12 protein-coding genes are annotated in these 13,722 nt (G+C 51.3%); 8 read left to right on the top strand and 4 right to left on the bottom strand.

Annotation, left to right across the window (positions count from 1 at the left end):
• Nucleotides 1-398 precede the first annotated feature (398 nt).
• The gene (locus GBK04_RS01540; protein WP_152756247.1) at nucleotides 399-971 is read left to right on the top strand and encodes a DUF7010 family protein; all 573 of its coding nucleotides are present in this window, start codon (nucleotides 399-401) and stop codon (nucleotides 969-971) included.
• A 635-nt stretch (nucleotides 972-1,606) separates the two neighbouring features.
• Here the strand turns inward: GBK04_RS01540 and GBK04_RS01525 are convergent.
• Genes GBK04_RS01525 through GBK04_RS30230 form a run of 3 tightly spaced genes read right to left on the bottom strand, consistent with a single transcriptional unit; the run spans nucleotide 1,607 to nucleotide 2,277 of the window.
• Complete coding sequence (locus tag GBK04_RS01525) at nucleotides 1,607-1,864, bottom strand: type II toxin-antitoxin system RelE family toxin (protein WP_152756241.1); 258 nt, start codon at nucleotides 1,862-1,864, stop codon at nucleotides 1,607-1,609.
• The gene (locus GBK04_RS01520; protein ID WP_152756239.1) at nucleotides 1,857-2,063 is read right to left on the bottom strand and encodes a hypothetical protein; all 207 of its coding nucleotides are present in this window, start codon (nucleotides 2,061-2,063) and stop codon (nucleotides 1,857-1,859) included. Before GBK04_RS01520 ends, GBK04_RS01525 begins: the two co-directional genes overlap by 8 nt.
• A gap of 58 nt (nucleotides 2,064-2,121) precedes the next feature.
• On the bottom strand, nucleotides 2,122-2,277 hold the full coding sequence (locus tag GBK04_RS30230) for a hypothetical protein (protein WP_373330622.1): 156 nt from the start codon (nucleotides 2,275-2,277) through the stop codon (nucleotides 2,122-2,124).
• A gap of 92 nt (nucleotides 2,278-2,369) precedes the next feature.
• Here GBK04_RS30230 and GBK04_RS01515 point away from each other — a divergent pair, with 92 nt between their 5' ends.
• The gene (locus tag GBK04_RS01515) at nucleotides 2,370-3,677 is read left to right on the top strand and encodes an alpha/beta hydrolase family protein (protein ID WP_152756237.1); all 1,308 of its coding nucleotides are present in this window, start codon (nucleotides 2,370-2,372) and stop codon (nucleotides 3,675-3,677) included.
• 54 nt (nucleotides 3,678-3,731) lie between these two features.
• Here the strand turns inward: GBK04_RS01515 and GBK04_RS01510 are convergent, their stop codons facing one another.
• Nucleotides 3,732-5,408: a L,D-transpeptidase family protein gene (locus GBK04_RS01510; RefSeq protein ID WP_152756235.1), complete on the bottom strand. Its 1,677-nt coding sequence runs from the start codon at nucleotides 5,406-5,408 to the stop codon at nucleotides 3,732-3,734.
• 258 nt (nucleotides 5,409-5,666) lie between these two features.
• Here GBK04_RS01510 and GBK04_RS01505 point away from each other — a divergent pair, with 258 nt between their 5' ends.
• The 6 genes from GBK04_RS01505 to GBK04_RS01480 all read left to right on the top strand — a co-directional run bounded on the left by GBK04_RS01505 (nucleotide 5,667) and on the right by GBK04_RS01480 (nucleotide 13,627).
• Nucleotides 5,667-6,089: a response regulator gene (locus GBK04_RS01505; RefSeq protein ID WP_152756233.1), complete on the top strand. Its 423-nt coding sequence runs from the start codon at nucleotides 5,667-5,669 to the stop codon at nucleotides 6,087-6,089.
• 37 nt (nucleotides 6,090-6,126) lie between these two features.
• The gene (locus tag GBK04_RS01500; protein ID WP_152756232.1) at nucleotides 6,127-7,416 is read left to right on the top strand and encodes a DUF3472 domain-containing protein; all 1,290 of its coding nucleotides are present in this window, start codon (nucleotides 6,127-6,129) and stop codon (nucleotides 7,414-7,416) included.
• 153 nt (nucleotides 7,417-7,569) lie between these two features.
• A complete protein-coding gene (locus tag GBK04_RS01495; protein ID WP_152756230.1) occupies nucleotides 7,570-8,049 on the top strand; it encodes a hypothetical protein in 480 nt (159 codons plus the stop codon).
• Nucleotides 7,986-9,935, top strand: coding sequence for a sensor histidine kinase (locus GBK04_RS01490; protein WP_373330621.1), 1,950 nt, complete (start codon nucleotides 7,986-7,988; stop codon nucleotides 9,933-9,935). Before GBK04_RS01495 ends, GBK04_RS01490 begins: the two co-directional genes overlap by 64 nt.
• Entirely contained in the window at nucleotides 9,916-10,671 is a 756-nt protein-coding gene (locus GBK04_RS01485; protein ID WP_152756228.1) for a LytR/AlgR family response regulator transcription factor, read from the top strand. The genes GBK04_RS01490 and GBK04_RS01485 overlap by 20 nt, the downstream gene beginning before the upstream one ends.
• Nucleotides 10,672-10,822: 151 nt before the next feature.
• Nucleotides 10,823-13,627, top strand: coding sequence for an outer membrane beta-barrel protein (locus tag GBK04_RS01480; protein ID WP_152756226.1), 2,805 nt, complete (start codon nucleotides 10,823-10,825; stop codon nucleotides 13,625-13,627).
• Nucleotides 13,628-13,722 lie beyond the last annotated feature (95 nt).

The following is a 13,722-nucleotide window of genomic DNA, read 5'->3' as shown; positions in this document are numbered from 1 at the left end:
ATATTTCAAGGTTGAAGGCTGGATAATTCAAACAAGTCTACCCAGAAAATTACTCGGACACTGGCCTTACCTGCAAGCCCTGGTGCCACAAGCACATGGAGAGAGGACGCTGATTTATGGAGGATTGGAAGACCAGGAACATAAAGTATATTGGGTGAAGGAGTGGCGGTCGGGGTAGGGAAATGTTTCATTGATGGAACCCACCTTGGCAAAGACAGGCAAGATGCCCGTACCACAGTTTGCACATGGTTCAAACCTACCGTACCTTGCCTATCTGATACCTACCCCTCCCAAACTCCACCATGCTCCTCACCGCCAAGACGCCAACCAAATCCCTCGACCCCGCCATTGCATCAGAACTTGTACCACTTTAAAGCAACGACTATCCTTTTTAACGTATGGACAAGAGTAAATCAAGCGATCAAACCAACCAAATCGAGACAATAAGTCACGCGCAAAGCGATATGCGGGCAGGTTATGCCAATGGCTCTGTGGGTATCATTGTTTCAGGCTTTATCTGGCTTATATCAGCCCTGGTGGTTTTTAAGTTTTCCGATAAATATGGTATTTGGACACTTTTGATTGGTGGAATGTTTATCTACCCGTTGAGCGTAGTTCTGGCTAAAATATTGGGTCAAAAGGGTACGCATACCGAAGGGAATCCGTTGGCTAACTTAGCTATGGAAGGCACCATATTCATGCTGATGTGTTTGCCGCTTGCTTTCGGACTTTCATTACAACATAGTGAATGGTTTTTTCAGGCTATGCTGCTAATTATTGGGGGAAGATATCTGACTTTTGCCTCTATCTACGGGAATAGACTTTACTGGATTTTAGGAGGTATTTTGGGAATTTCGGCCTACTTATTGTTTGGTTTTGGCATAAAATCCCTGGGTTCGGCCATGACGGGTTCGCTTATCGAAATTTCTTTTGGACTATTTATGCTCATCACTTTTCGTAAAGCAACTTAAAACGAGAAAAAGAATCCGGCGTATTTCAGTAAATCGTCAATCAGACCCAAAAAATCCTGATCCCACCGCCGAAACTTCGGCTCTCGAAGCCGAAATAGACCAGCTCATCAACGCGCTCTATGGGCTGACGGCGGAGAGAATTGCGCCGGTGGAAGTGTGGGAAGAGTAGAGCACAACCTACAAAAAAATGACCTTAGCCGAGTATGTCAAGAAAAGGAATGGGGTACCTATGAGTAGTCCCCGCTCTTTGAGAAACAATTTGTATCGTTCCCTGGGCGCTAAAAATTTTTCAACATTCTGGAAGTACTGGAATCCAATTTTTGGCTATTATCTGGGGCAAAAAGTATTCAGACCCAGCCGGGTTTATTTCTCTAAGTCGGTCTCCTTACTGATCACTTTCTGTGTTTGTGGCTTGCTGCATGATCTGGTCACACTGCTGTTTCGTGGAAGTACCTCCTGGTTTTTCACCATCTGGTTTTTATTGATGGGGTCAGCCGTTCTAATCACCCGACTTCTAAATCATAACTTCACAGAAAAGAAATGGATTGTCCGGGCTTTGTTCAACTTGTCTATCATACTTTTCTGCTTTATCCTTACTTTATACTTAACCAAAGTGGCAGGTACCTTTGGGTCATTTATTCATAAATATCTTTCCGGTGTCCTAACGTGATCACTTCAACAATGAGCAGAGAGTCGATTACCTCGTAGATGACCCGATAGTTTCCGATTCGGATACGGTAACCGTCTCTGCCTTTCAGCTTTTTGAAGCCGAATGGACGTGGCTCGCTTTCTAGAGAATAGATTGCCCTCAGGATAGGATCAGCAACAGAATCAGGCAATTTGTCTAATTGCTTTTGGGCTTTTTTAGACAACTGAACCAAGTATTTAGCCATTCTTTCTGGCTTTTCGCTGGCTCAGATAATCATCTAAAGAAATGCGTGAACCGTCGTCTTCCCGCTTAGCTTCATCGTAGAGGCGTACGTCTTCGAGGTCTTCCAGCTCCTCGATCATAGCATTGAATTCATCGAGTGGCAGCACTACTAATTTTTTTCCGACGGTGTCGGTAATAAACTGGGGATGTACCTGAACCATAGTTGTACTCTATTTCAGTAAGCAATGGCTAAATTTAGAAAAAAGATTTGATTGGTTATCAATCGAACGATTGCTCTCCCAATGTTTCGCCGCCGACACTTAGGCCCTGGAAGCCGAAATAGACCAGCTTGTCTACGCGCACTACGGGCTGACGGCGGAGGGGATTGCGCGGTGGAGGGATGAGGGGTACCTTTGGCCTACTCAGAAACTTCAAACGCACGAGGTGGGTTGAAAGGGAATTCCCGCCCCACGCTGTATATTGATCCCCGGAACCACCTGCATTTTAACCACCTAAACCCTGACAATATGAACGCCCTGCTAAGAAAAATCGGCCTGAAGGTACCCGGCCTCCCGCTCGTCCTACTGCTCTGCGCATGGTCCGCAGTGGGTCAGAATGCTCCCACGCTAGTGGCCGGTATTCCAGTCAACTATGACGAAGCCAAGGTACCTGCGTACACACTTCCCGATCCGCTGGTGTTGCAAAACGGTAAAAAGGTGGAAAGCGCCCAAACCTGGCACCAAAAAAGACGGCCGGAAATTCTTAGTTTATTTGAAAGTGAACAGTTTGGAAAAACGCCCGAACGAAAGAAAGCCCGCTTTCCGGTATTTGAAAAAGGTACCCTGGTGTTCAATGATAAGGCCATCCGGAAGCAGATCACGATTTATTTCACCGAGGACACGGCCCACTACAAGGCCGATCTGCTCCTGTACCTGCCGGCCCAGGCAGAAAAACCTGCCCCCGTACTTCTCCAGATCGGATTTTCACCCAACAGCCTGGCCGTGAACGATCCGGACATCCGGAAAGGCCTGATGTGGAACCGCGAGGGAAAGCAGGTACCTGACTCCACAGGCCGCCGGTTCGGGTCGTTCGACGTTGAAAAATTCATTGTCAATGGAATCGGCGTCGCCACTATTTACTACGGTGCCATCGAACCCGACTTTCCGCAGGGAATAAAATACGGGATACGAGGCCACTATCTGAAACCCGGCACTACCTACCCGGCCCCTGACGAATGGGGAACGATTTCGGCCTGGGCGTGGGGCCTGAGCCATGTTATGGACTATCTTGAAACCGACCAACAGGTGGATTCCGAAAAAGTGGCCCTCTACGGCGTGTCCCGCCTGGGGAAAACGGTACTTTGGGCCGGTGCGCAGGACCAAAGGTTCGGGATGGTGATTGCGAGTTGTTCCGGCGAAGGCGGCGCGGCCCTCTCCCGGCGTCAGTACGGCGAAACGATCAAACACATGACCGATTCGACCCGGTACTTTTATCAATTTAGCGGCAACCGCGCCCACTACGGTGATGCTCCTGAGTCCTCACCCGTGGATGGTCATATGCTGATTTCACTGATTGCGCCAAGGCCTTTGCTCTTGCTCACCGGCGACACAGACAACTGGTCGGACCCCAAGGGCGAGTTTGCGGCAGCGGTGGCCGCCGGGCCGGTGTACAAGCTACTGGGTAAAAAAGGCCTAGAAACGACGGTATGGCCCGCGGCGGGAAAGCCGATTCTGCACGATCTGGGCTACTACATGCACGCGGGGGGACACGGTACCCTGCCCGCCGACTTTGACATTATTCTCGATTTTATCAGGATGCACTTTATGAAAAAGTAATTGTCTGATTATCTGGATGCATGCACAGAGGCAGCATTTCAAATGCCAATAGGGCTATTTGTCAAACTCCGGCGTCAGTCGTTTGTCCAGCCCATACAGGTCGGGACGGAAGTTGAGTCTACCCTCGCCATCTTCAAAAGCTGTCAAGTACACGATATAGACCGGGATTTCCTGGTCTAGCTTGACTATTTCCAACTGGCGGTCATTCATTTTTTCGGTCACTTCATCGCGGTTGAACTGCGGCAAAATCCAGTCGGCAAACCAGACAGGATCGGCAATGCGGATGCAACCGTGGCTGAAAGCCCGGCGGGTTTCGCCGAAGAGTTGCTCAGAGGGCGTGTCGTGCAGATAGATCGCGTACTGATTGGGAAACATGAACTTGACCTGTCCCAGGGCGTTCCACGGGCCGGGCTTCTGCCGGATGCGATAGTTGCGCAGGTTGCCCCAGTCCACGCTGCTTCGGCTTACTACCCGTGCATTATTGCCCCAGCCGTTGAGAATCTCCATGTGGTTTCGATCCAGGTAGGAGCGACTTGCCCGGATTTTGGGCCAAAGCTCGGCGGTAGCAATGCTGGTAGGTACGTTCCAGTAGGGCGAGAATTCGACATGTTCGATCTGGTCTTTGAACACTGGCGTGGCGTTCATTACCTTCCCCACTACCACCGGCATCACTTTCACTTCACTGCCGTCCTCTACGACATGCAGCCGGTATTCCGGTATGTTCACCAGGGCATAGGTAGGTGGCATAGGTCCGGTCGAAATCCAGCGGATACGGTCGAGGTTGAGCATAAGTTGGGTGAGGCGATCCTCGGCCGGGATGTTCATTGCCTGTACCATGCGGTCGGTGATTTCAGGCTGCACGATCAGCCCATTGCGTTGTTGGTAGCGGTTGACTGCCTCGATCAGGCTGGAATCGTACCGGGCATTTTGCTGCTGTGGAGCAAGGGTGCTGTCGAGGTCGCCGGTGACGGCCAGCCTGCGCCGAACGGCGATAATCCGCTGGCTCGAATCGCCCGGTGCCAGATCGGCCCCTGCTTCTACCGTAGGCCAGCCTCCCGCCGCCGACAGCCGCCGGTACTGCGCCAGGTGTCGCCGCAATTTGGTGTACTGGCCAAAGCCGGGCCGGAGCGAGGCAAGCGAACGCTCAACTTGTCCTGCAACGGCCTTTTGTAAATAAACCCCCAGCGTGTCAGGTACCTGGTCCTTGATGTGCCAGTCGGCCGATAGTTGGTCGGCTTTAATTTTTCCGGTGGCCAGCAGGTCGGCCAGCTTGAGGTAACTAGCCGATAGCAGCAGGTCGAGCCGGGCGCCCGTCCTGGCGGAGACCTTACCGCTTTGGGCGCTGTCTACCAGAGAACGCAAGGCATCGAGCGGAAAATTGCTGGGATTCAGGCCTTCACGGTCAATCTGACTGATTATCTCCATCAGTTTCTGCGAGGTACCCGCGCCCCAGGCGGGGCTAAAATTCCTGTTTTGATAAAAGGCGAACAGTTGAGCCGCTCCCTTTTTTTTCTCTATTTCCGGAAAATCTACCTTCAGCGCCAACGAATCCACCCATTGTTTCAACGAATCGCCCGCCGCTTTGGGATCATAGCTAAATTCGGGCTTAGACGCGCTCTGGCTTGTAGGTGGGCGGCTGGAGTCTTCAGTTGCTGGTTTACTCCGGTCACTGGAACAAGCGGATAACAGCAGCAGTCCGCCGAACAATATGGTAAGGAAAAAGAATTTCATAACGTTGGGGAAATGGGTTAGTGAATGTATTCTCCGGTTATATTTAAAAAAGTAGTGCCGCTTGGTGGATGAGCCTGCTTCGCGCCCGGCCGCTAAATGCCTACCCTAGGAGATACGTTACCGGTGAGTTTTGAAGAGATTCCGAAAGAAAGCGGACACACGAAGGGGCGTTGGGTCGGGCGGGTACGGGCTGCATATTTTGAAAATCCCCCAGGGTGTCGTAAGTTAGGGGGTACCCTTCGTTCTTAGCCTATTCTTATGAATTCAGCTCCCATCGTTCTCATAGAAGACGATACCGACGACAAAGAGATTTTAGAGATGATATTGCAGGACCTTGGTATCCGTAACTCACTGATATGGTTTTCCAACGGTCACGATGCTTACGAGTACCTAAAAGAAACGACCGAACAGCCCTTCCTGATTCTGAGCGATGTCAATCTGCCGGGTATGACTGGCGTCGAGTTCAAAAAGAAGGTAGACGAGCACCCCACACTAAGCAAAAAGTGCATACCTTTTGTATTGTATTCCACGTCGGTCGATAAAAAAACGGTGGAAGATGCTTACACCAAAATGACCGTGCAGGGCTTTTTCAAAAAGAACAGCGGATACGATGATATCAAAAAAACGATCAGGATCATCCACGAATACTGGACCTACTGCCAGCACCCCAATTCCTGCTAGGCGCGGCCTGTATTCACGGGCTCCCAGGGTTAGCTACATGCTCAAAAATAGCTTCGCACTATCCACGCTACTGATACTTTTCCAGACCCGCTCCGTTCTGTCGGCTCCTGCCGAGGGCGAGCGCCTAGAGGTACCCCTCGGCGGAAATTCCTGGATTACCGGCGGAAATCACGAACACATCACGAAGGAAGGTTTGCTGGACTGGAGCAGCAGTAAGGCTGTACTGGCTACCTATGTGCGCATAGCCAGGCCCGGTCAACTGACGTTGCGGCTTGTAGCAAGTAGCCAGGGAACGAGCCACATCCGCGTGACCGTCCTGGGCAAAGCCGTGGATAAGGCACTTCGGGCGGGGCAGGCCGTCGAAAACCCCCTAGGTACCTGGGAGGTACGCGCACCGGGCTACGTGAAAATTGAACTACAGGGCAGGTCAAAAACCGCCCCTGCCTATGGTCAGCCTACGGCGTGGGTACTGGAAGGCAGCGCCGTCAATGAAGCTACCGCCTTTGTAAAGAACAATGAAGGTAATTTTTTTTACTGGGGTCGGCGCGGCCCATCGGTACACCTCACCTATCCTACGCCGACCAATAGCGACGTGGAGTGGTTTTACAACGAAGTCACAGTACCCCAGGGGCAGGATGTGATCGGTTCGTACTTTATGGCCAATGGCTTTGCGGAGGGGTACTTCGGGATGCAGGTCAATTCGACCACCGAACGGCGGATTCTGTTCTCGGTGTGGAGCCCCTACAAAACCGATGACCCGAAGTCGATTCCTGAGGATCAGAAAATCAGAATGCTCCGTAAGGGGAAAGACGTGTACACCGGAGAGTTCGGCAACGAAGGTGCGGGTGGGCAGAGCTACCTGAAATACAACTGGCGGGCCGGGAATACCTACCGGTTTTTGCTACAGGGTACCCCTTCCGGCGACAGCACAACCACGTATACGGCCTATTTCTACGCGCCCGAGCAAGGTACCTGGCAGCTGGTGGCCAGTTTCAGGCGGCCCCATACGCATACCTACCTCAAGCGTTTGCATTCATTTCTCGAAAACTTCATCCCCGATACCGGCGACACCGGGCGGCGGGTGTACTTTGGCAATCAGTGGGTGAAAGGTACCTCCGGGGCGTGGAAGGAATTAACGGAGGCACGCTTTACCGCCGACGCCACCGCTCGTAAGGGCTACCGGATGGACTACGCCGGCGGGCGTGAAAACCAGCGGTTCTTTCTACAGAATTGCGGTTTCTTTGCCGATTATACCGACATCGGCAAAGAACTCGAGCGGAAAGCCTCGGGCCAGGCACCGGTCCTGGATCTGGAAAAACTACCCTAGGGCGCGGGCAGCCGGGCTCGCCCGGATTTGGAAATGATTTATCCCGATTGGGTCTGTTAATCTCCCGTTTTGGTCGTAAACGGCAGATTTTGAATAGACTACTCAGTAAATTGTCGGCCAATAGACGCTCCTGACCAACTAATCTGACCATCCATGTGGGGATCAAAACCCATCGCGTACCTCCTTCGCCTTACACCTGCCGTGTGGTGTACCGGGATGATGTGCGCGTTTCTGCTCGGCCTGTTTCCTTCCATTTCTGCTCATCCCTTCCAGGGCTTGATCTACGGCAGGGTTACCTTACAGGACAATCAGGTGCGGGAGGGAATTCTGTTGTGGAGCAACCGCCAGCTTTTCTGGGAAGATATTTTCGACGCACAACGTGAACAAAACAACGCCCTTGATTTTCTGAATTCCAACGAAATCAAGCAGCTTAGCGACCAGGAAATAAAAGACAAGATCGAATGGGGCTTCATGCACCTGTGGGAAAAGAATGTTCCCTCGAAATCGCAGAAATTTTCCTGTCGGTTTGGTGATCTGGGGTCGATAACGGTGGGGAGGAGAATAGCGCTGTGCTGTATTTCAGGAATGGCAGTAGCCTGCGGGTGCGGGGTACCGACCGGCACCGGGATGTAGGCCACAGTATTCACATGATCGATCCCAATGGAGAATGGCACAAAATCACCTGGGAATCCATCCGGAGGATCGAATTCAAGCCTACCCCCGACAATGCACTTTCGAGCGCGGTAAAACCCATCTACGGTACCATCAAAACCGATGCGGGCGAGCTGACGGGCTTTGTCAAGTGGGACCAGTCTGAAAGTACGACCTCGTTCCGCTTGGATGGCAAAAAGGACGGTAAACACAAACGCATTCTCTTCGGTTCTATCCGTAAGATCGAGAAAACCTCCGAAAATGCCTGCACGGTGACTCTGGTTTCGGAGCAGACACTCCTGTTGTCGGACAATGACGACGTGGGTTCTACGAATCATGGCCTGACGGTGTTTGTCAGGGGTACCGGCAGTATGGTGGTCAAGTGGAAGGATTTTCGGGAGGCGGTATTTGATCATGAACAAACCCACGACCAATTGATGGGGTACCTTGACTTCAAAGAACCCCGGGAACTGTGGGGACGGGTAAAAACAACCCGGGGCGTATTTTATAGAGGAAAGCTGATTTATGATCTCGACGAACAGTGGGACTTTGAAACGTTGGAAGGAAAAGCGGACGGGGTACATTATTCCATTGTGCTGCGCGACATTCGCCTGATCGAGCCCCAGAACAACAACCATACGTCCATCGTCCTTAAAAATGGCCGCCGGCTGAACTTGAATGGCCACCACGACGTGACCGATAAAAACTGGGGGTACTGGTCTGGAAAGGAAGCAGCAGCCCGAAGTACATCCCCTGGAAATCCATCCAATCGATTTCCCTGCCTTAGAGGGGGGTGCCCTGGTCGGAAAAGTACTTTGGTTCTAACGCATTTGCCGGTGAAAAAGCTACGCAGCATACTGATCTTCCTGGCTATCCTGGTTTTTTCGGGGCTGGCCTACCTCATAGGTACCTCGGACGAACCTGCGTTTTATCTGGCGGCACTTTCCTGGCTCCTGGGCGTAACACTGCTGCTGTGGTTAGGAAACCGGTACATTTCAATCTGGCTGAATGCCTACTATCCTTGGTCGGACTACGATCTGCGGCGGTTTTTTGCCCAGATTTTCCTGAGTACCGTGTACTCCTTGGCGTGTGTGAACCTGACCTATTACCTGATCAAGACCCAGTTTCTGGGCTTCCCGCCCGATCAGGATCAAATGGTGGTGCTCAATCTTTACGGATTGCTTCTGATCATTCCGGTGATTTCCATTCATTTCGGCGTTTTTTTTATGATGCGCTGGAAGAAGAACTTCACCTATTCGCAGGAACTGCAAAGCCAGCATCTGAAATCTCAGTTCGATTCCCTTAAGAATCACCTCGATCCGCATTTTTTGTTCAACAACCTCAATATTCTATCCTCGCTCATCGACAAGGACCCGGCAACGGCGCAGGAGTTTCTGGAGCATTTTTCCGATGTGTACCGCTACGTACTGCGGACCAAAAACGAGGAACTGGTGTCGTTGGAAACCGAGTTGGAATTTATTGATTCCTACCTCTTTATGCTCAAAATCCGGTTTGTGCAGCAGCTACAGATCCGCATTCAGGTGTCGTCTGCTTTTCGGAAACACTGCATTCCGCCCTTGTCGGTGCAGACGCTGATCGAGAATGCCATGAAGCATAATAAGGCCACCGATACCGAGCCGTTGCTCATCGAGATATTCACCGACGCCCGGGGCTATCTAGTGGTGCAGAATAATTTCCATCCCAAAAAAACGGAAGGATACAGCGCCCAAACCGGACTGAATAACCTGGCCAAACGCTACGAATACGTGGCGGACGAGGTACCTGAGATCATTAAAAGTACCACGCATTTCGTGGTAAAACTTCCTTTACTTCTATTTGAAGAAAACAATGCGCGTACTGATTATTGAGGATGAAGCGCTGGCCGCCGAGCGCCTGCAAAAACAAATAGCCCAATACGATCCGACCATCGAAATAGCTGCCTGCCTGGCTACGGTGGAGGGGGCGATTGTGTGGCTGAATCAAAATCCGCACCCCGACCTGGCTTTTGTGGACATCCAGCTTTCGGACGGTTCGTGTTTTGAAATATTCGAGACCATCAAGATTCGTTTTCCCATCATATTCACCACTTCGTACGATCAGTACGCTCTCGACGCGTTTGAGGTGAACACGGTAGCGTACCTCCTGAAACCGATCAAATACGGTCAACTCGTGAAGAGTTTTCGTAAGCTTGAAGACATGAGACGGACCTTCGTGCCCGCGCCAGGCTACGAGGGTACCCCTTCCCCATCAGGGTTGGGCTATGCCTATAAATCCCGGTTTCTGGTAAAAAACGGTACCCAGATCAAAGCCATCAAAACCGACGAGGTAGCCTATTTTTTTTCGGAGGAGAAAATGAGTTTTCTGGTTAGTGACGAGCACGGAAAGTTTCCGGTGGATTTTTCGCTGGAAGAAATCGAAGTCACGCTCGATCCGCATATTTTTTTCCGGATCAGCCGCAAGTACATTGCCCATGTGGACGCTATTCGGGAAATACATCCGTACTTTAAAGGGCGGCTGAAAGTCACCCTGAACCCACCCGTGGAGGAGGATATCGTCATTAGCAGCGACCGCACTCCCTCGTTCAAAGCCTGGCTGGACCGATAATTGTGGGCGGATTTAGTACCGTATTGTCCGGGTAGGGTCGGACTTTTGCCTGATTCGTCGGAAACCCGTTTCCTCGGGCCGCGAATAGGGGTACCTTTAAACTTTCACGCATTCTATTTTCCTGTTTTCAATCTATTTCTACATCCTTCGTATGCTTATCCGTAGCCGTACCCGTATCATACTGTGTTTTCTCATGCTTTTTCTCGGCTTGGGACTGCTTCCCCACCTGGCGTCCGCCCAACGTTTTTCGATTCAGGGTTCTGTGCAGAATTTCTCGGATAAATCCGTGATGCCGGGGGCCATCATTTCCATCCAGAAAGCGACGGATGAGCAACCTACCAACGGCGTAATGACCGACGGGAACGGGGAATTCAGGTTTGAGAACATAGCGCCCGGTTCGTACCTCGTGAAGATAAACTACCTGGGTTTCAAGCCCCTTTCTATGCCGGTGGAAGTGGTGGACAAATCGGTAAACCTGGGTACCCTGGCTCTGCTGGAGGATGTCAACAATTTGCAGGAAGTGCAGGTGGTAGGGCAGGTAGCTACTGCTGTCCTGAAGGGAGACACAACGGAATTTAACGCTGGGGCCTTCAAAACCGCGGCCGATGCCAGTGCACAGGAACTGATCCAGAAATTGCCCGGCGTGACCATGGACGACGGGAAAGTGCAGGCGCAGGGCGAAGATGTGCAGCAAATCCTGATCGATGGCAAGCGGTATTTTGGTACCGATGTAAACAAAGCCTTACAAAGCCTGCCCGCCGAGGTCATTGCTAATATCCAGATCTTCAATAAAAAGAGCGATAAGGCCGAAATGACCGGCATCGACGACGGAGAGGATATCAAAACTATTAATATCGTGACCAAGGCCGACCGCCGCAAAGGGCAATTCGGAAAGCTAACGGGAGGCTACGGCACGGATGACCGGTACCTGGTAGGTGCCAGTGTCAACCTGTTCAACGAAGATCGTCGGTTTACCATTACCGGGTTGAGCAACAACATCAATACCACCAGTTTCAGTAACGACCAGACTAGTGGCCGGGGCGATCGCCCCCAGAACGGAATTATCAAGACTAACTCAATTGGCGCAAACTATTCGGATATGTGGAGTCCGAAAATGGAGGTAACGGGCAGCTATTCCTATACCCAACAGGAAAACTTCGGCGTACAATCCAAGTACCAGCAGTTTGTAAGTGTGGCCGATTCGGGACGTACCTATAACGAAAATAGCCGGAGTACCAACCGAGATGCTGCCCATCAGGCTGATTTGCGCATTGACTACAAGATCAATCCCAAGAATCGGCTCCTGGTCCACCCCAGAATGTCCGCGCAGACCGGAAACGATTATTCCTATTTCCTGGGTCGTACCGAGAATGTCAATAGCCCGCTCAACCAGACCGAAAATACCTCGAACGCAAACAGCAATGGGGTCAGTTTTCGCAATTTTTTACTGTACAGTCATCAATTTGACAAAAAAGGCCGCAGCATAACTTTCCGACTGCGCAACGATTTCAGCCGGAATAGCAGTGAGAATTTCCGGCTAGCCGACAATGTCTATTTTCGGGAGCCTGATCGGAGTAAAACCCTGAACCAGTTTACGGACTACAATAGCAATGGTAATTCCTGGAATGTGGACCTCACCTACACCGAACCCGTGGGTAAGTTCGGCCGGATTGAAATCCAGCACGAACGCGGCAACCGCTACTCTGATTCCAAACGCCGCCTGTATGACTACAGTGAGATCACCGGCGACTATACCGACCTGAATACAGGCCTAAGTAACACCTTCAAGAGCGATTATGTCACGGAAGAGACCGAACTGGGTTATCAGTTCAAGAACGATAAGCTCCGGTTTCAGGTAGAAGGGGAGTACCAGCGGGCCAAACTCCATAACGACCAGTTTTTTCCGAGTGAGTTTGCGCTGAACCGGACCTTTCAGAACATACTCCCGGCCGTACGGTTTGAGTACAAATTCTCCAAAACCAAGAACTTCGAATTCGACTACCGGGCCCGTACCGACGCGCCATCCATCAGTCAGTTGCAGAATGTGTACAATATCAGCAACCCGCTTTACGTCCGTACTGGTAATCCCAATCTAGTGCAGTCCTTACAGAATCGGTTCCGGGGACAGTACCGCGCTCAGAACCCCGAAAACAACCATACATTTTTTGCCATGACCGAGGCAACTTTAGCCTCTGACTACATTGCAACCAGCACGCTGACGGCCCGCCGCCCCATACCGCTGACGGCCATCGATACGCTGCAAACCGGTTCACAACTTTCCCGCCCGATCAACCTCGATGGCTACTGGACCATCCGTACCTTCATGAATTACGGACAGCCGCTCGATTTCATCAAATCCAAGTTGAGTCTGTTTGCTTTTATCAACCATACCCGACTCCCCAGCCAGATTGACTCACTGACGAATTTTACCTCCACGACCTATTACCGGGTAGGGGCTTCGCTAAGTAGTAACATCAGTGAGAACCTCGATTTTTACGTAAGTACCCGCTCGGGCTACAACATCGTGAACCGGTCGTTACGGAAAACTACGGAGAACTACTTCAACCAAAGTACCCGGGCGCGCCTGACTTGGGTAATCTGGAAAGGGCTGGTGTACCGGACTGACTTGAGTCATCAACTCAACACGGGGCTTTCGACCGGCTTCAACACCAACTACATGATCTGGAATATGAGCATCGGAAAGAAGGTGTTCGCCAACCAGCGCGGGGAAATCAGCCTGAGTGTGTTTGACTTATTGAAGCAGAACATCAGCATCCGCCGTAATGTGACGGACATTCTGGTGGAGGATGTGCAGTCGAATGTATTACAGCGGTACTTCATGCTTTCGTTTACCTACAACTTGCGGCATTTTAGCGGGGGGGCGAAAAGTGAGCGGGATTTTGAGCGTTCGGGAGAATCCGACCGGGGCCGGGATCGGGGCCGAGGTAGGTACTAGGAAATGGTTGAAGTACCTGACTTCGATCTGAGCGTAGAAAATGCTACATTTGGTAAAAGATCCGGATAGAATATGAGAACATCGACCGATATCCA

Source organism: Salmonirosea aquatica, assembly GCF_009296315.1.
Taxonomy (GTDB): Bacteria; Bacteroidota; Bacteroidia; order Cytophagales; family Spirosomataceae; genus Salmonirosea; species Salmonirosea aquatica.
The sequence above is the reverse complement of the archived record's forward strand: the minus strand, read 5'-3'. Positions and strand labels throughout refer to the sequence as shown.